The sequence below is a fragment of the Pseudohaliea rubra DSM 19751 genome, from assembly GCF_000764025.1.
GTDB classification, from domain to species: Bacteria; Pseudomonadota; Gammaproteobacteria; order Pseudomonadales; family Halieaceae; genus Pseudohaliea; species Pseudohaliea rubra.
Genome location: NZ_KN234774.1, coordinates 1 through 17,834 on the forward strand (window position 1 = coordinate 1; position 17,834 = coordinate 17,834).

Annotated in this window: 18 protein-coding genes; 3 read left to right on the plus strand and 15 right to left on the minus strand. The window is 66.0% G+C overall.

The genetic code is table 11. From position 1 onward, the window contains the following. Together HRUBRA_RS10795 and rluD are read right to left on the minus strand one after the other, a co-directional pair. Window positions 1-202: laccase domain-containing protein (locus tag HRUBRA_RS10795; protein WP_035517057.1), on the minus strand; the 202-nt coding region annotated here is incomplete at its 3' end. Then, on the minus strand, window positions 202-1,179 hold the full coding sequence (gene rluD, locus HRUBRA_RS10800) for a 23S rRNA pseudouridine(1911/1915/1917) synthase RluD (RefSeq protein ID WP_035517059.1): 978 nt from the start codon (window positions 1,177-1,179) through the stop codon (window positions 202-204). The genes HRUBRA_RS10795 and rluD, both read right to left, overlap by 1 nt. A gap of 111 nt (window positions 1,180-1,290) precedes the next feature. Between rluD and HRUBRA_RS10805 the strand changes: the two genes are divergently transcribed. Continuing rightward, on the plus strand, window positions 1,291-2,202 hold the full coding sequence (locus tag HRUBRA_RS10805; RefSeq protein ID WP_084592606.1) for an outer membrane protein assembly factor BamD: 912 nt from the start codon (window positions 1,291-1,293) through the stop codon (window positions 2,200-2,202). A 24-nt stretch (window positions 2,203-2,226) separates the two neighbouring features. On the opposite strand, the gene HRUBRA_RS10810 is transcribed toward HRUBRA_RS10805, so the two are convergent. After that, window positions 2,227-3,858: an NAD+ synthase gene (locus HRUBRA_RS10810; RefSeq protein WP_035517061.1), complete on the minus strand. Its 1,632-nt coding sequence runs from the start codon at window positions 3,856-3,858 to the stop codon at window positions 2,227-2,229. A 125-nt stretch (window positions 3,859-3,983) separates the two neighbouring features. On the opposite strand from HRUBRA_RS10810, the gene HRUBRA_RS10815 reads away from it, so the two are divergent. Together HRUBRA_RS10815 and HRUBRA_RS10820 are read left to right on the plus strand one after the other, a co-directional pair. Beyond that, complete coding sequence (locus tag HRUBRA_RS10815; RefSeq protein ID WP_035517063.1) at window positions 3,984-5,612, plus strand: sensor histidine kinase; 1,629 nt, start codon at window positions 3,984-3,986, stop codon at window positions 5,610-5,612. Window positions 5,613-5,640: 28 nt separating this feature from the next. Next, the gene (locus HRUBRA_RS10820) at window positions 5,641-7,005 is read left to right on the plus strand and encodes a sigma-54-dependent transcriptional regulator (protein WP_035517064.1); all 1,365 of its coding nucleotides are present in this window, start codon (window positions 5,641-5,643) and stop codon (window positions 7,003-7,005) included. Between the two features lie 9 nt (window positions 7,006-7,014). Here HRUBRA_RS10820 and HRUBRA_RS10825 read toward each other — a convergent pair whose 3' ends face one another. The 12 genes from HRUBRA_RS10825 to HRUBRA_RS10880 form a co-directional block, all read right to left on the minus strand. Next, the gene (locus HRUBRA_RS10825; RefSeq protein ID WP_035517066.1) at window positions 7,015-8,049 is read right to left on the minus strand and encodes a pilus assembly protein; all 1,035 of its coding nucleotides are present in this window, start codon (window positions 8,047-8,049) and stop codon (window positions 7,015-7,017) included. A gap of 89 nt (window positions 8,050-8,138) precedes the next feature. Next, entirely contained in the window at window positions 8,139-8,636 is a 498-nt protein-coding gene (locus tag HRUBRA_RS10830) for a hypothetical protein (protein ID WP_144244458.1), read from the minus strand. Next, window positions 8,633-9,592: a PilW family protein gene (locus HRUBRA_RS10835; RefSeq protein WP_035517069.1), complete on the minus strand. Its 960-nt coding sequence runs from the start codon at window positions 9,590-9,592 to the stop codon at window positions 8,633-8,635. The genes HRUBRA_RS10830 and HRUBRA_RS10835 overlap by 4 nt, the downstream gene beginning before the upstream one ends. Further along, entirely contained in the window at window positions 9,589-10,035 is a 447-nt protein-coding gene (locus HRUBRA_RS10840; protein ID WP_035517071.1) for a prepilin-type N-terminal cleavage/methylation domain-containing protein, read from the minus strand. Before HRUBRA_RS10840 ends, HRUBRA_RS10835 begins: the two co-directional genes overlap by 4 nt. Continuing rightward, window positions 10,023-10,547: a GspH/FimT family protein gene (locus HRUBRA_RS10845; RefSeq protein WP_035517073.1), complete on the minus strand. Its 525-nt coding sequence runs from the start codon at window positions 10,545-10,547 to the stop codon at window positions 10,023-10,025. The genes HRUBRA_RS10840 and HRUBRA_RS10845 overlap by 13 nt, the downstream gene beginning before the upstream one ends. Window positions 10,548-10,645: 98 nt before the next feature. After that, the gene (locus tag HRUBRA_RS10850) at window positions 10,646-10,951 is read right to left on the minus strand and encodes a hypothetical protein (protein WP_035517074.1); all 306 of its coding nucleotides are present in this window, start codon (window positions 10,949-10,951) and stop codon (window positions 10,646-10,648) included. A 16-nt stretch (window positions 10,952-10,967) separates the two neighbouring features. Further along, complete coding sequence (locus HRUBRA_RS10855) at window positions 10,968-11,354, minus strand: type IV pilin protein (protein WP_456107049.1); 387 nt, start codon at window positions 11,352-11,354, stop codon at window positions 10,968-10,970. Window positions 11,355-11,395: 41 nt separating this feature from the next. After that, complete coding sequence (locus tag HRUBRA_RS10860; RefSeq protein WP_035517076.1) at window positions 11,396-14,971, minus strand: pilus assembly protein; 3,576 nt, start codon at window positions 14,969-14,971, stop codon at window positions 11,396-11,398. Window positions 14,972-15,030: 59 nt separating this feature from the next. Beyond that, a complete protein-coding gene (locus HRUBRA_RS14750) occupies window positions 15,031-15,528 on the minus strand; it encodes a PilX N-terminal domain-containing pilus assembly protein (protein ID WP_084592607.1) in 498 nt (165 codons plus the stop codon). After that, the gene (locus HRUBRA_RS10870; protein WP_084592608.1) at window positions 15,525-16,532 is read right to left on the minus strand and encodes a PilW family protein; all 1,008 of its coding nucleotides are present in this window, start codon (window positions 16,530-16,532) and stop codon (window positions 15,525-15,527) included. Before HRUBRA_RS10870 ends, HRUBRA_RS14750 begins: the two co-directional genes overlap by 4 nt. Next, on the minus strand, window positions 16,529-17,146 hold the full coding sequence (gene pilV / locus HRUBRA_RS10875) for a type IV pilus modification protein PilV (RefSeq protein WP_035517081.1): 618 nt from the start codon (window positions 17,144-17,146) through the stop codon (window positions 16,529-16,531). Before pilV ends, HRUBRA_RS10870 begins: the two co-directional genes overlap by 4 nt. Further along, window positions 17,130-17,747 (minus strand): GspH/FimT family pseudopilin, encoded by a 618-nt coding sequence (locus tag HRUBRA_RS10880; RefSeq protein WP_052094719.1) that lies wholly within the window; start codon window positions 17,745-17,747, stop codon window positions 17,130-17,132. The genes pilV and HRUBRA_RS10880 overlap by 17 nt, the downstream gene beginning before the upstream one ends. Between the last annotated feature and the right edge of the window lie 87 nt (window positions 17,748-17,834).

Here is a 17,834-nt window from a genome sequence, read left to right on the forward strand (position 1 = left end):
GCCGCAACCAGCGCACCGCGGTACCGGCGGGCAGCGCCTCGCCCAGCAGCGCACGGTTTGCAGCAACCGCGGCGGGATCATCGCCGACATGCAGCGCCAGGTTGAAGCTCTTGAAAGGGGCTGCGCTGACGCCGCCCTCGCGGGTACTGCTAAAGGCAGTGACCCCCGGTGGCAGCGGCCAGGCCGGCCTCTCCAGGACCACTAGCTGCCTCGCACCGCGCTACCGGCTCTATCCTCCCGCTGAAGCACCTCAAGGAGCGCCGCGAAATCCTCAGCCAGGGGGCATTCAAAGAGCATGGACTCACCGCTCGCCGGGTGCTGCAGCTCGAGAGCCCGGGCGTGCAGGGCCTGGCGACGGAACGCGCGCAGGGCAAGGAGAAGTTCGTCGCTTGCCCCCGCCGGCAGGCGCAAGCGCCCACCGTAGACCGGATCTCCCACCAGCGGGTTATGCCGGTGGGCGAGATGAACCCGGATCTGGTGGGTGCGGCCGGTTTCCAGCTTCACCCGCAGCAGCGTGTAGTGGCGGAAGCGCTCGGCAATACGGTAGTGGGTTACGGCGGGCTTGCCGCCGTGCTGGACCACGGCCATCTTCTTGCGCTGCCGGGGGTGCCGCCCGATCGGCGCATCCACGGTGCCACCGCCGGTTAGGGCCCCGAGACAGAGCGCGAGGTACTCCCGGCCCATGGTGCGGGCCTGCAGCTGCTCCACCAGGGAGCGGTGCGCAGGCAGGGTCTTGGCCGCCACGAGGAGCCCGGACGTGTCCTTGTCGAGGCGATGCACAATGCCACCGCGGGGCAGCGTCGCCATGACCGGCGCGTGAGCCAGGAGCGCATTGACCAGGGTACCGTCGCCGTGACCGGCGGCCGGATGCACGACCAGGCCCGCCGGCTTGTCGATGACAATGATGTGCTCGTCCTCATGGAGGATGGTGAGGTCGATTGGCTGCGCGGCCCAGGTCACCTCCTCGAGCTGCTCGGCAGAGACCGTAAGCCGGTCCCCCGCCGTCACCCGATCCCGGGGGCGGCGCTGCTCGCCGGCCACCCGGAGCTCACCGGCCTTGATCCAGCTTTGCAGGCGGGCCCGGGAGTAGTCCGGAAAAAGGCGTGCGGCGGCCTGATCGAGGCGCTCTCCGGCCTCGTCCTCCCCCACCGTCGCCGACAGTTCAATGCGTTCCGGCATGTCCCTTGCGCTATTCCCTTCCGCCATTCCCTTCCGCTACCGACCGGTGTTTAAGCGGTGCAGCGACTATGCTTAAATAGCGGCCCGCATGCAGCATGGTACCACGCAGCCGTGACCCTTCCCCGTCACACCTCCGCACCCGCCCGCGTCCTGCGCGCTGTCGCGGCCCTGTGTCTGGCGGCGGTGCTCGCTGCCTGCTCCGGCAACGACGACATGCCGGATATCGCCGCCGACAGCGGCGAGCAGCAGATCTACGACCAGGCCCAGCGCTACCTCAACAACCGCAACTACAGCCTCGCGGTGCGCAGCCTGCAGGCGCTCGAGTCCCGCTACCCCTTCGGCAAGTTCGCGGAGCAGGCGCAGCTCGAGATCATCTACGCCCACTACGGCGCCTTCGAGTACGAGGCGGCGGTGGAGGCCGCGGATCGCTTCATCCGCCTGCACCCGCAGCATCCCAGCGTCGATTACGCCTACTATCTGAAAGGCCTCGCGGCGATCAACGCGGAGCGGGACTTCCTCTCGCGTTTTATTCCCATGGACGAGACCAAGCGCGACGTATCGCGCTCGAAAGAAGCCTTTGCCGAGTTCGCCCAGCTCCTGTCCCGCTACCCGGACAGCCCCTATGCGGCCGATGCCAAGGCGCGCATGGTACATCTGCGCAATCTCCTCGCCCGCCACGAGATCAACGTCGCCAACTACTACATCCGCCGCGGCGCCTACCTGGCCGCGGCGAACCGGGGCCGCTATGTGGTTGAGAACTTCCAGCGCACGCCGGCGGTACCGGACGGGCTGGCAGTGATGGCCCAGGGCTATATCTTCCTGGACATGGACGAACTGGCCCGGGACACCATCGAGGTGCTGCGCCTCAACTACCCGGAACACCCGGCCCTCGACCGGGATGGCGAGTTCAGAACGACTTTCACCCTTGAGGGGCAGCAGCGCTCCTGGATCAACAAGCTGTCCTTCGGGCTGTTCGATCCGCCCAAGCCGCCGCAGTTCAACTACCGCCCGCAAGCGGGCTAGCCGCCACCGCCCACCGCTTCGGCGTCAGTCCCCGGGCAGCCAGGCCGAGGTAATCGGGTAGCGCCGGTCGCGGCCGAAACCCCGCCGCGTGATGCGGACGCCGATGGGTGCCTGGCGGCGCTTGTACTCGTTGCGGTCCACCAGCCTGACCACCCGCTCCACCTGCTCCCGGGGCAGCCCTGCGGCGATGATCGCCTCGGCGCTCTCGTCCTGCTCCACGTAGCGCTCCAGGATGTCGTCAAGTACCGGGTAGGCCGGCAGGCTGTCATCGTCGCGCTGGTCCGGCGCCAGCTCCGCCGACGGCGGCCGATCGATCACCCGCTCGGGAATACAGGGACCGAGGCTGTTGCGGTAGCGGCACAGGGCATACACCAGGGTCTTCGGCACATCCTTGAGTACATCGAAGCCACCGGCCATATCGCCATAGAGTGTGGAATAGCCCACGGCGAGCTCGCTCTTGTTGCCGGTGGTGAGCACCAGGGCCCCGCCTTTGTTGGACAGGGACATGAGCAGCACGCCGCGACAGCGGGCCTGCAGATTTTCCTCGGTGGTGTCCGGCGCGAGCCCCTCGAAGTGCGGCGCCAGCGCCTGCATGAAGGCGTTGTAGGCCCCCTCAATGGAGATGACCGAGTGGCGCACCCCGAGGAGGCGACTCTGCTCGGCGGCATCTTCCACACTCATGCTCGAGGTATAGCGGAAGGGCATCATCACTGCCTCAACCCGATCTGCGCCGAGGGCCTCGACGGCCACGGCCAGGGTCAGCGCCGAATCGACTCCCCCGGACAGCCCGAGCACCACACCGGGAAAGCCGTTCTTGTCGACGTAGTCGCGCACACCGAGGACCAGTGCCTCCCAGGTCGCCGCAAGGTCCTCCGGCGGAGCGACCTGCGTGCCGCCGAGGCGCACCGGGCCGCCGTCGTCGACCTCGACGCTGACCCAGCATTCGGCCTCGCGGAAGTGCGGGGCGCTGGCCATGACCTCGCCGTTGGCGTCGACGGCAAAAGAACCCCCGTCAAAGACCAGTTCGTCCTGACCCCCCACCTGGTTCACATAGACCACCGGCAGCCCCGCCGTGCGCGCCCGCGCACCGACGACCTCCCTGCGCTCGCGCTGCTTGCCGCGATGGAAGGGCGAGGCGTTCAGATTGAGCAGCAGCTTCGCGCCAGCGGCGGCGCTGTCGAGAATCGGCGCCTCGTCCCAGATATCCTCGCAGACCGAGAGGGCAACGGGGACCCCGGCGATTTCCAGCAGCTGCGCCGCGTCGCCGCCCGAAAAGTAGCGCTTTTCGTCAAAAACCTGGTAGTTCGGCAGGCACCGTTTGGCATACTCCGCGACCAGCGCCCCGCCCGTGAGCACCCCCGCCATATTGTAGAGGTTCCCGTCCCGGCGCCGGGGATAGCCGAGCACCACCACAGCCTCGGCAGGCAGCTCCCGGCGGAGCCGCGCAAGTGTCCGCTGCACCCGACCCTCAAGGCTGGGACGGAGCAGAAGGTCCTCCGGCGGGTAGCCCGACAGCGTCAACTCCGGGAATACGATCACCGGCGCAGAACGCTCGCCGACCGCCCGGCGGGCGACAGCGAGCACGCGATCGGCATTGCCCTCAAAATCACCGACACGGGTGTTGAGCTGGGCCATAAGGATGTCAAGCTTTGCCATGCGTTTCCCGAAGACAAGGGGGTGAAGGCCGGATATTCTCCGGCAAAGCACCGCCGCTGGCCAGTGCGCGGCACCGCCTGCGCTGCTGCTACACTGGCAGCGCAACCATAACCCTGGATGCGACCGTGAGCAGCCCCTCGATCCTCGTCCGGCCGAGCCCGACCAATCCCCCGCAGAACCGGGTGCTCTACCGCATCTACCTGGGCTACCGGGCCCTGCTGGCGGTCGTCTTCCTGCTCCTGCTGGTGATTCCCACCACCAGCGAACTCGTGGGCGCGCTGAATCCGCTGCAATACTTCAGCGCAACGCTGCTCTTCCTGCTGTCATCGCTGGGGCTGCTCGGCTCCGCGCGCCGGCAGTGGCAGCGCAGCAATACCTTTCTGGTGCTGCTCTTTACCTTCGATATCATCATCGTCATCATCCTGGCCGACGCCAGCGGCGGTATGGGCAGCGGCCTGCCGCTCCTGCTCGCCATCGTCGCGGCGGCGAGCGCCGTCCTGATCAGCAATCGCACGCTGGCGACGCTGGTGGCGGCCCTCGCCGTACTGGGCGTGCTTTCGGACACGATCCGACTCATCTCCCTCGAGCACCTGGGTATCGCCGACCTGTTCCCGGCCGGGCTTCTCGGTCTCCTGCTGTTCGCCGTCTCGACCCTGGTACAGATCATCGCCGCGCGCCTCGGGCGCGCCGAGGCCCTGGCCCAGGCCCGCACCTCGGACCTCTACACCCTGCAGCGGCTGAATGAGCAGATCGTACAGTCCATGCAGGCGGGCATCCTCCTCGTGGACCCTCGAGAGCATGTGCGCATCATGAACCAGGCGGCCTCTGCCATGCTCATGCCGGACCGACCCGCGGCCATGGAGCAGGGCCGGGATCTCGAGGAGTACAGCCCGGAACTGTGCCGCCGGCTGCGGGGCTATCGCAGCGCGGGCACCCAGGCCCACGGCCCCTTCCGCATCCACCCGGAAGGCCTCGAGCTGGTACCGCGCTTCCGTCGCCTCGACGGCGGCGAGGCAGAGCCGCAGACCCTTATTTTTCTCGAGGACTACAGCCCGGTGGCTCAGCACGCCCAGTCGCTGAAGCTCGGCTCTCTCGGACGGCTGACGGCGTCCATCGCTCACGAGATCCGCAACCCCCTCGGCGCCATCAGCCACGCTGCCCAACTGCTCGATGAATCGCCCCGCGCCGACGCCGACGACCGCCGCCTGCTGGCTATCATCACCGCCAACAGCCGGCGCGTTAACGAGATTGTCGAGAGCGTGCTGCAGATCTCCCGGCGGCAGCCACCGCGCCCTGAGCTTCTCAACCTCCCCGAATGGCTCCCCGGGTATCTGGAGCGCTACCGCGCCGCCTGCGACTCCCCCTGCCGGATCGCCCTGGATGCCGCACCGGAGCTGCAGGTGGAATTCGACCCGGAAAACCTCGGCCGTGTGCTGAATAATCTCATCGACAACGCCCTGCGTCACGGGGCGGAGAAAACAGGCCGCCGCGAGTGCCGACTGCACGCCCACGCCGACGCCACTGGTACACAGGTGCTCGTGGACGTTCTCGATGACGGCCACGGCATCGACCCGGAGGACGAAGCGCGGCTCTTCGAGCCTTTCTTCAGCCGCAGCGCGGGGGGCAGCGGCATGGGCCTGTACCTCTGCCGGGAGCTCTGCGAGCTGAACAACGCCAATCTGGTTTATCATCCCATGGACACCGGCGAAACCTGCTTCCGCATTGCCATGGCGCGGCAGGCCGTTGATGCATAAATCACGCAGGGATCAAGCATGACAGGCAATGACTGAACCAAACGTGCTCATCGTCGATGACGAACCGGACATCCGCGAGTTGCTCGAGATCACGCTGTCGCGCATGGGCCTGCGCACCACCAGCGCGGCCAACCTGACCGAGGCGCGGCAGCTCCTCGAGGGCGACCCGCCGCAGCTGTGCCTCACCGACATGCGCCTCCCGGACGGCAATGGCATCGAGCTGGTCCGCCATATCCAGCAGGCGCAGCCACGGCTGCCGGTCGCCATGATCACCGCCCACGGCAGCATCGACGCAGCCATCGAGGCTCTCAAGGCCGGCGCCTTCGACTTCATCAGCAAACCCGTGGACCTCGAAGGGCTCCGCCGCCTGGTGGAGCAGGCTCTGCAGGCGCCACCGGAGGATGAGGCCGGTGGCGACGGCGGCATCATCGGCGACACGGCGGCTATCCGCACCCTGCGGCAGCAGGTCGACAAGCTGGCCAGGAGCCAGGCTCCGGTGCATATCCACGGGGAGTCTGGCACGGGCAAGGAAGTCGTCGCCCGGCAGATCCACGGGCGCGGGCCCCGCGCCGGCCGCCCCTTCGTTGCCGTGAACTGCGGGGCGATCCCCACGGAACTCATGGAAAGCGAATTTTTCGGCCACGTGAAGGGCGCCTTCACCGGCGCTACGCGAGACAAGCAGGGCCTCTTCGGCCTCGCCCGGGGCGGCACGCTCTTCCTCGACGAGGTGGCTGACCTGCCGCTGCACATGCAGGTAAAGCTCCTGCGCGCCATCCAGGAGAAGACTATCCGCCCCGTCGGCGCCGGGGAGGAAATAGCCACGGACGTGCGGCTGCTCAGCGCCACACACAAGCATCTCGCTGCCGAAGTTGGTGCCGGGCGCTTCCGGGAGGACCTTTATTTCCGTATCAACGTCATCGACCTCCACGTGCCGGCCCTGCGTGAGCGCAGCGCAGACCTGCCGCTGCTTGCCCGAACGCTACTGGCGCGTATCGCCGAGAGCAGCGGCCTTGTGGCGCCGGCGCTGGCCGATGACGCCCTCGCCGCCCTGGCCGCGCACGATTTCCCCGGGAACGTGCGCGAGCTGGAAAACATCCTCGAGCGAGCCCTGGCCCTTGCCGAAGGCGACTGCATCCACGCGACGGATCTGCGTCTCGGGGCCTCGCCGACAAGCCCCGGCGGCGGGCTGCACAACCGGCGCCGGGAGGACAGCAGTCGCCTGGAGGCGGCTGCCGGCGACCTCACCGGCTACCTCGAGGATATCGAACGCGAGGTACTCGCCGCCGCCCTCGAGCGCCACCACTGGAACCGCACCGAGGCCGCCGGCGCCCTCGGCATCTCCTTCCGCAGCCTGCGCTATCGCCTGAAGAAACTGGGGCTGGACCAGCAGTAGCACCCGAGCTCAGTCCGCGTCGAGGAGCAGATCGAGCCAGTAGCGGCGACGCAGGATCAAACCCTCGGCCACCAGCCGTTCCTCTCCCAGACCCCGACGTTCCAGGGCTTCGCGAAGGCCGGGGCTATGAATCGCACCCTGCACCGGGCGCGGTCCCTCCAGCCTCTGTCGCCCGAGCGCAAAACCACCCGCCTGGTCGCCCTCAAGCACAGGCTCTCCGCGCTCCAGGTCAACCACCACTACGAAGCGCTCCGCGGTCGCATCCTCGCAAGACAGGGAGAGTCGCGTGTGGGTGGCAAGGAAAATGCGCCCGCCATCGATCAATGGCGCCACGGCCAGCGCGTCGCCCGGCGCAGCGGCGGCAAGGTACCAGCCCGGACCAGAGGCCGGCGGGCAGGTGACGGTATCGCAGGCTCGCACGGCGACGAGGTCTTCCGCGGCCAGCGTTTTTTCGGGCTGGCCCTCGTCCAGCGCGTAGTCCCGCAGCAGCAGGAGGTCGATGCGCCGCCCGTCCTCCTCGTCGATCAGCGCCGACAGGACCAGTCCATCAAAGGGCCGCCCGGTACCGTCGACGCCAAGGAACAGATCGGGCGCGACCGGGAAAGCGACCGCGCCGACGCCGCTCGCAAGCCCCTCGAGGCTGGCAAGGCGGTCAAGGCTCCAGCCCGTCGTGGGCCCGGGCGGCAGGTCCAGCCGCCAGATGCCCCCGGCGCCATCGCCGAAGTAGGCGCGGTAGGCCACCCCCCTGTTGTTCACGAGCAGGGCCGGGGCATGTTCAAGGGATGCCGGCCGTGCCGCGCCCGCAGCGCGGGATGAATCCCAGCGCACCGCGCCCGAGTTGGCATCAGCGGCGATGAGGCGGCCGCGGTCGGCGGCATCAGCGGTCGGCTCCGCCGGGTACAGAAACAGGTCGAGACGCCCTCCGTCGTTCGCCACGGTGGCACGCACTGGCCTCCCGGCAGGAACAACTTCGAAGGGTGGATAGTCCGGCACGCCGCCGGGCGCCAGGGAGGCCACCAGTTCGCCGGCGGCGCATGGGGGCATGCCGCCTTCCTGTCCCCAGGCTGCGAACGGGGAAAACAGCAGGATGCCCAGCAGCGCTCCCCTTCCGCACGCCTCCTTCACCGGCCCTGTCATGGCGTACTGTGCTCCGCGGCAGGGGAGGACAGCGCAAGACCTGCTGCCAGCGAGACCGGGGCAGGGCCATCGATACGCACCCGTGCCTCAAGCTGTATCCGCCGATAGGCCCGGGCACTGGACGCTTCCCGGGCAGGATCGCGCAAGGTCGGCAGCACCGACGGCGGGGTGAGCGAGACCGACACTCGCCAGGGGTCCGGTACCTCCTCCAGCAAGGATGCAAGCACGGGAAAGTCCGCCGCACAGTACTGGTCACGGGGGCAATACTCACCGCCTTCCGTCCAGCGCTGCGCCGTACGGCGGAGCAGCAGCTCCAGCGCCGTCTCCGCAAAATTGCGCGCACGGACGGCCTCCCAGCGCCAGGCTGCGCTGCGCGCCTCCAGGGCACTGCTCTGCAGGGCCGCGCCCACCAGCATTGCGATGACCAGTGCAAAGATGAGCACCATCGGCAGGGCCAGCCCGGCGGCGCGCCTGCCTGGCCCGCGCCCCCTCACGCACCACCCCCGGCCAGGTTTTTCAGGGGTACCGTACGCACAAAGACACGGTGCATAAACGGGTCGTCAGGCGGAACGACGACGCGCTCACGGCCAAGGTCAAGGACCCTGCCCTCCCCCCGGGCCCCCAGCGCCGTCAGGGTGCGCAGCTGCAGATAGATAGTGGCACCCGTGGCGGCCTGCAGCTCCCCGGTGGCGGGCGCCGTCAGGACCGTGTCCGCACGACCGTCACCGTCACTGTCGCCATGAAACTCGACATGAAAGCGCTCCACACCCTCGACCAGGCACTCGGAGCGCATCGCGGCACCCTGCAGCCGCTCCAGGCAGAGAGTAGGCACGCCGTCGCCGGGCTCGATGGAGTAATTGCGTACGTAGAAGATCCCCGCACGCCATTCCCGCGCCTGCCCGCTACCGGGCGGGAAATGCCCAGGCTCCGCCGCAGCCCCCAGGTAGGCGAAGGTGCCACGCCCCAGCGGATCGGCAAGGAGGTACCACTGCGTGGCACGGAGGGCCCGACCACCGGCTCCGCTCGGAAGCGTCGCGACGCGCTTCAGGGCGAGCAGATCTGACCCGGGGTACAAATAGCGGCGCGGCAGACAGCCCGGAACGGAGCCGTCGCTGAGCAGGAAGGGCTCCGGGGCAGCACCATCGGCAAAGGCGATTGCCGGCTCCGGCGCCAGCGCCCAGCCATCGTTTGCACCACAGCCAGGCGCGTCCGGCGGCAGGGTGGAATCGCGCACGCCACCGCGAAACCCGGCCATGCGCAGCTCCGCCGCAATGAGCGACAGCCCGCGCTCGCCCGCTCGCTCGAGCTGCGTCACGGCCGCCTGCCACAGGAGCGACCGCCGGCTGGCCAGCAGCAGTTCCGCTGCCAGCAACAGGAGCATCGCGCCGAGAGCGAGGGCCACCATGAAAGCGATGAGCGTCATACCACCGGTGCTGCGCCGCGGCATCATGGCGCTACCACATACGCCGCCACTCGCGGCCCGTCCTTGCCACAGGCAACAGGGCCGGGAGCGTGCGCTGAAGGCCAGGCGATGGTGACCTCGAGGAGCCCGTCCTCGCGATCAACGCAGAGCGCCGCCCCTGCCAGGGTGCCCTCGAGCTGCGACGCCCAGGTCCCCGGCGGCTGCAGCGCACCCGCCGCGCGGGCCGCATCGGCAAGGGCCAGGGACCCGGGCGCCAGGGTAGCCAGAGCCGCGACACCCTCGCGCTGCACCAGATCCTGCAGCAACCGGGACGCCCGCAAGTGCAGCAGCGTATCGCGTGTGCCGGACAGTGCCCCGAGCTGTGCCCGCAGACCGCCGGCAATGGCGATGGAGAACACGAGCAGGGCCACGAGGACCTCCGCCAGCGCAAAGCCGGAAGGTCGTGACCAGCGCCGGCTCACGCTGCGCATGCCCCCGCCTCCCGCGCCGTGCGAATGCGGCCAGTCATACTGATGACGACCCGGAGCGTGTGCGGCGACGCCTCGGCGCAGAAGCGCGCCGTGGCCGGCGTTAGCACCGAGCCGTCGGGCCGGAAAGCGAGCACCGAGGCAAAGGCGTCGCCGCGGCGATTCAGCACCCGGAGCCCAGGCCCGCCCGGGAGGCGCTCCACCCGCAGCAGTTCGTCGTCGCCGGGGAGGTAGCGCCGGTCGCCGTTGCTGTCGGCAAACAATAGCCAGCCGTCAGCCGCGTCGTCGCCACAGGCGGGCTGCGACCGCCCGCCCGCCAGGGGACAGAGCACCGTCTGCCGCTGCCCGGCACTGGCCGACGCCCGCGCCAGACGCAGCAGGGACAGAAGGCGCTGCTGTTCAACGGTCGCGACGACCTTGCCCTGAAGGCTGTGCAGGCCCGGCAGGCCGACGGCAAGAAATGTGGCCAGGAGGCCCGTCACCAGCAGCAGGTCGAGAAGCGTGAAGCCGCGCATGAGAGCCCTCCGTCATCCGTGACGGAGACAAGGCTAGCTCAGCATGGCAGCTGCGCCGAGCGGCTGATCGGCTTTGGCAGAAGAGCGGCCGGCCGAGACTAGAGAACGAGGCCCTCAAGCATGGCGTTCGCGGCATCGCTCTCGAATGTCGCCTCCCGGCGTGGAACACATTCGATCACAGTGGCAGTCGCCGCACGCTGAGAGCCTGTAGAAAACGCAGCACTCCCGACGGCCACCACCGCCGCCCGCTCCAGGCTGTCTGCCTGTACAAACACCAGGCCATCCCGTCCGTCGGCCGTCAGCACGTGGCAGGCAAAGAGCCCCTGTGGCAGCGGGGGTTGCGCCCCTGCCTGGACCGCAACGGCCATCAGCAAGGCACCGAGGACAACTGGCATCTTTTTCATCGCATGCTCCATAGGCTCACCAGCACTGGTCGGCCTGCGCGCCGGTGGCGGCACGGCGACCAAAGGAATCCAGAGTGAAAGTCGTGCAACCACCGTCGCCTGCCTGCGGCGAACCGGCGGCCGGCGTCGCGGTCAGCAGATAGCACGTGGCAATCGTGCCCGCAGCACAGGCGGCCGCATCAACCGTGTAGTGGCCCTCTTCGGACACGGCAGGGTCTGCACCGTAGCCGAGAGCCGTCATGTCCCCGGTGTAGGTGGACCGGTCAAGCATATGCTGTTCCTGCCGATTGGCGACATCGAGCAAAATCGAGATCGCGTCACTGCGGCGCCCTTTGCGCACCGTATCCTGGTAGGACGGCAGCGCGATGGCAGCAAGGATGCCCACGATCACGACGACGATCATGACCTCCATAAGCGTAAAGCCTAGCGACACTCTCGCGGCCATCAGAATGCCTCCTGCATCCAGTAGTTGCCGTAGGGCTGCCGGAACAGCTGGCCGATTTCGCACACCCCGCCGCTGCAATCGATACCGTCGCCCGCGGCCTGCGGGGGCGTCCCCGGGGGCAGCAGCAGTCGTATCCCGCCGTCGGAACCGAAGTACACCGAGGGTGTATCCGGAATCACCGGCGCGAGGTTGAGGAGGGTGCGATCACCATCGAACAGATTGATCACATAGAGCCTGCCGGAACCCGACAAAGGCTCACAGATATTAATATCGCTAAGCAGATCATTGGGCGTAAACGTCGTGGCGAAGATCTTTCCACCGAGGGTGACCGTCTTCGCAAGGCCCTTCTCGCCACTACCCTGGAAGTCGAGACGCCAGCCACGCTCGCTGGCCAGGGTCGTGACCACGGTCGCGTCGTCTTCGCCGGCGAGGGCGTTGTCGGTAATATCGACAAGCTGCGAATCGCTGATCGGCAGCAGACAGCGAAAATCACCTTCAAAATCCTCACCAACACAATCGGTCGCCGAAGGGCGGGGTGCCGTGTAGCTAGAGACCGCTTCATCACGAAGCATGTAGAGGCGGTTCTGGACATCCGTGGCGTTCGGGTTGGTACGATCACCGGTTGCAAAGATCAAGGCATCCACGGCGACCCCGTTGAACCGGGTGCGCACGACATCAATGCCGTTATGAATACGCCGATCCGAAGCCACATCACGGCCGTTCAACGCTGCCATCTTGACGATGAACCAGTCACTCTGTGAGCTGTCCGGAAGGCTATCTCCGGGCATATCGACGCGCCAGACATTGCCGCCCGTATCCCCGAAGTAGACGCGATCGGTGATACCGTCACCATTGCCATCCACTGGCGTGACCTCTGCTGCCACAGCGTGGAGAAGCCCCGTTTCCTGCATGTTGATAGCGCTGCTGGCATTGGGCGTCACGCTCCAGACCAGGGCGCCGGTGGCCGCATCGACGACGAACAAACCGCGGCCCATGGTGTCGCCGGTAGCGACGCCGCCGGCGTCCTTGCGGTCGTCATAGCCCGCGCCAAAGATCAGCACCGGCTTGTGCTTGCCGCTACTGTCCTTGTAGCCGGGTACGCGCGCGGCTACCGGCACAGACCAGCTTTGCCCCAGCTCGGCGAACCCGCTGAGTGAGGGGTCGATAGACCACAGGAACGCGGGGCTGTCAGGGTTGCTGATATCCAGCGCATAGAAGGAGCGGCCGCCGCGACGCATACCGAGGTAGAGGTAGACCCGGTCGCCATCCTCCGGTTCGATGGTACCGTCCTGGTCAACATCGAGGCGGACAACAGCGGGCGTCAGATCCATACCGTAGCCATTATCCGAGTTGAGCCGGTTCTGCCGCCGCTGCCGATGAAGGTCCACCAGGGCTCTGGGTGTAAAGGCCCAGTCCTCGTCGCCGTCACTGGCACCGAACATGTGCACAAAGCCCGCATTGGTACCTACCAGCAAGCGTAGATCCGGGTTGTTGTCGTTTCCGCCGTAGTTCACCACCAGCGGCTGGCTGTGCAGGATGTCGCCGAGAATCCAGTCCCGCGGCTCAGAGGTCACGCCGTCGCCATCACCGTCATAGGCATCGAAGCCCCGGGCCCAGGCCACCTGCTGTTCATAACCCTGCCTCGTGCTGGAGCCGAAAAGGGCCCAGAGCGCCGCCTCGGTGGCAACACCGAAGTCAGCAGGCTCGAAGTTATCCACGTCGAAGGACTCGAGCGCCCGGTTGGTACCCGTATCCGTGTAGACTGTACGGCTTGCGGGATTGCGCAGCAGCAGGCGGCCGCCGGCTCCCCCCTTTTCCACGTTACCGCCGTCCTGACCGCTGCTCCAGAACGTGGTCGCGGAGTCCTTGATCGCACCCGTGCTGGCATCGATCGCCGGGTTGCCGCCGGCATCGACCAGCACCGCGCCGTCCTCATCCTCGACCAGCTTCAGCTTCTTGATGTTGCCGGGCCAGTTAACCCGTTCCGTTGGCCGGAACATGGCATAGAACACCTCGTCCCGACTTTGCGTGCGGGTGAAGGTATCAACGGCAACCGCTGGCGAAGTAAACGTAGTATCCGTAGACAGGATACTGTAGATCGCGCCCTGAAAAGCCTCGGTCAGCTCCTGCGCACTGTTGGCCGTGTAGTACTCACCCTTGCCGAGCTCCGCTGCATCGGACAGCAGCGGCTGATTGGTCGTGAAGCCGATCGTATAGGTGATGGCATACTGGTTGCCATTGCTGCTGTCGCTATCAAGATCCGTGTTGGCCATGTACTCCGCAAGCTGCGGCAGACAGTTCTCGGTCATGTTGTCATCCGCGTCCAGATAACGCCCACAGGACTTGCCCGTCAGGGTCTTGATGCGGTTGTTGGCCCCCGTATCACGCTGCGGCTCCCCATCGGTCATAAGGATGACATAGGTGTAGGCGCAGTCTGTTGTCGGCGACCGATAGACGCCATTACTCTCTGCCAGTGAATCTTTCGGCAAATCATCCCAGCGACCAATAGAGTCTCCGCCCACTCTCCTTTGGTTCCCGTAGAGCACAGCATCGCCGTTGATGTATCGGAAAGCCTCATACATCGACTCACACATTGGTGTGCTTCCGCCATGATCGATCCGGTTCACCAGGTCAATCAGGTTGTCCCGGTCCTCCTCGCCCATGTTGTCGATGATTCGCTGCACGACCCGGCCGCCCTCATCAAAGTTGAACTCCATGAGTCCGAAGTCGATACCGGGATTGGTGCGGATCAACTGCGAAACAACGTCCTGGGCGATGGCGAGGCGCGGCCGCGGTTCGACGAGGGCATCGTCGTAGTACCAGTTGAGGTAGTGCGAGGTATAGAAACCATAGGGTTGGTTACCCCAGAGGGAATTGGAGGCATCCGGTGTCGGCCCGTACTCACTGCCCGTGGTGACATTGTTCTGTGGATAACCGTTGGCGATGCTGCCATTCCCCGGGGTGCCGGTGTCGACATCGTTACGGCAATCGACGTGGGGCGGGTTGTGAAGGTCTTCTTCCAGGGCCTGCCAGGTTCCAGGGACTGATGTGCTGTCTTCGCACTGGTAATCTGCAGCCTGGACATACCGCCAGCCCCGGTAACAGGCTGGACCGAAAAACCAGGAAGATCGGAGCTGGAGCTTAGCAGGACAAACGTAGGCACAGTCGCCATCGATCTCAGACGAGTCAATCCAGCGGCGCGCCGCGGTGGCCTGAAAGGCACCGTTACTCGCCAGGGGACTGTAGGAAGAGGCACAGCGGTTCTGGGTATCAAAGAACCATCGGTCACTCCCCGGCCGGGGCACCGAGCCGTTGGTGGACCAATAGATACGCCCTGCGCCGAACTCGTCATTTTCATAGCTGGCATCCGGGTCATAGGGTGGCCGCTGCTGATCGACTTCAAAGGACATACTGCCCGAATCATCAAACACGATCAGAACCTTGGGCCGCGCGGAGGCGGACGACACCACTTCGGCCTGGTAGATCTCGGTATCATCCGCCCGTACCGTTGGCAGGGCCAGCTGCGTAGCCAGCAGCACAAGCACAGCGACGCTGTTGATCCAGGTATCCTTCATGCCTGCTCCCCCCGGGCGCGCCAGCCGGTAGACGCGCCGTGTTCTGCTATGGACCGGCGCTACGCGCCAGCACTGCCAATGATGGTTTTCACAACCCCGAGCTGCACCTGGGTCCGGGATCGCCCCTCGCTGCGGTGCGCCGACTCAACCCGATAATATTCACAGTCATAGACGCCGAAACTGCTCCCGCCCTGCATAGCCACCGAGCGCGGGCAGGGCCGGTCCAGGGCAACCACGAAGACGTCGACATTCACCGCGTTGGGGTCGGGCAGGTTCCGCAGTGGATGTACGTTCGTGGCAATGCCGACGAAAGGATCCAGTTCATTCACACGCCGGTAGGGGTCATGGGCCGTGTCCACCAGCCCAAGCGCTGCATAGGCACCAGCCTCTGCGGCCTGAAAGGAAGTCGCCCTATCCTGCATATTCGCGGCCATCTTGAAGGAGCGGGAGCTGTTGGTGGCCGCCACTACACTGATGAGCGTGACCACCAGCAGAAACAGTAGCGATACCACCAGCGCGACGCCGCGCTGTTCGTTGACGGTGGCCATGGTTCTCATGCGCTGCCTCGCAACATCAGTCGTGGATTCCTCAAGGTGATTTCTGTACTGGTCATCAGGCGGCGCCGGTTGCCGCCGGGGGTGATGCTCTGGTCTCCGACCTGGTAGGTGCGGTCGTCCGTATAATTTGCGTCCTCGGTCGCGCTCTGAACCAGCAGGAATGCGCGCACGGCGAGCACGCGACCCCAGTCGGTGACGGCAGCGTCGTTCACAAAAACATCGGGCTCACCGTCGAGGTCGTTATCCTGACCGAAGAGGAACTGCAGGTTTTCAACACCCTCGACAAGGTCCTGGGTGGCGATGGTCATGGCGCCGGCGGTGCCATCCCATTGCAGCACCTTGCGCGCGAGCGTCGGCACGCTGCCACTGGCGCGAACGTAATAGATGTTCAGGCGATAGGGGTAGGCAATGCCGTTGGCATAGACCTCGCCCTCGCTCACCGATGGCGCGGTGTCCGCACCATCAAAGATAAGCCCGGTCTCTGCATTGACGATAGCGTAGGTCTCCGTCGCCGAAAGACCGCCCGGGAAACTCATCACACCATCGCGGGCTGCCGTCGGGTCAGCCGGATCCGCATCATAGACGGGGGATGGCGCCAGGTGCTTGATAACAAGCACATCGGTGTCCGGCACCGCATCATCGATGCATCCGAGCAGCGCCGCGCCGGTTGCCTGCACACCGAAAAAGAAGTTGGCGACATCGTAAGCCTCCGCACCGCCGCTACAGTCTCCCGTTACCGCGCCGAGATCTCCGTCAGGCAGCATGTTGCCGGGGCCAGCGGAACCGAAGAAACCGACGTGCCGCAGCGACTCCTCCAGAACAGACAGACTGAAGCGGGCGTTCTCGGCGAGCGCGGCCACCTGCTCCACTTCCGTGTAAGAGCGCTTGGAGCCGAGATACACACCGACGGCGCCGGTAATGAGGATCGAGCCAAGGAGAATAGCCACCATGAACTCAATGAGCGAAAAGCCCGCTGCACTACGACTGGCGGCTAGCCTCTTCATAATTCCCGCTCGTCCACTACATAGGTGCTGAGGACCACCTGCCTGCGGAACCCCGTAGCGGCATTGGCAAAGTCACTACCGCAGACAAAGCCGCCGCTGATTGCATCGGTGGTCTCCTGCAGCCCGCGCCACTGGATCAACACGTCGACGGTACCGGTGCGGGCCTTGCCGTTTGCCGCATCCGGCGTAAAAACAATGCAACCCCTCGGCTGAATAAGCCCCGCACCGGTGGCACCGCCGTCGGCTGCGATCACGCCGGCGCCGTCCAGGGTCCGCTCCCAGGACCAGAGGTCATGGGCTGCCATCTCGTTCGGGTCACAGGCTGTGGTAAAACAGTCGGGAGACGGCTCATCCGCGATACTGCCGCCACCCACCGCATTGGCGCCGATGTTATAGCGCGCGACCCCCCGGGGGTTACCGCGGATCATCTCGAGCATCTGGTCTGCCAGCATCACCGCACGACTGCGCTGCACGGCCTGATGCTGCGACGCCTTGGACATGGCCTGGAGACTGACCACCCCGACGAGGCCGATGCTGATCACAAAAAAAGCGATCAACACCTCAAAGAGCGTAAAGCCACCGGCAGAACGGCGGCTGTCAGGGACAGCTGACATTCCCGCCCCCCTCTGCCGCCGGCAGGTTCACAATGCCGTCGTCATTGCTGTCCTCCAGGCTGCGCGCCGAGCCGGCGTTGCTGAGGAAAAGCGCGCGAGCCTCGCTGACACCACGTTCGTCACAAAAGGTGAAGGTGCCATTGTTGTTGAGGGCGGTGCCCTGCGGATCGAAACGCAGCCGACCCGAGGCGTCGGTGGCAGCCAGGGTGATGGCGATAGCGTCGAAGCCGCTGACGTTAGCGAGCACCAGGTTGTCGTCAGGGCCTGTGCCGCCGGTATCGATCGTGCCGTCGCCATCGAAGTCGACAAAGGCAATGTAGCCATCGGTCCAGCTCCCGCTGCAGCTGGCGCCATCGTTGCTCGGGCAGACGGTAACAAAGGCGCGCTGGGCGAGCGCTTCGGAGCGTGCCGTGCCCAGTGCGCCACGAAGATCGTAGACCGACGACACCAGTCGGTTGTCGCGGATAAGGGTCGTGAAGGAAGGCGCTCCGACGGCAAGAAGCACCGCAAGCACCACCAGGACCACCATCACCTCGATAAGGGTGAAACCCCGGGGTTTGCGGCAGGCGGGCGGGCAGCAGTGCGCTGGAGACTTGTCCATGCCCCTAGGCTAGGGGCAGGGAACCATCCAGCGCTTCAAAGTACCGACAAGCGGTCTATTATCATGACGAACGGTCATTTTGGGCCA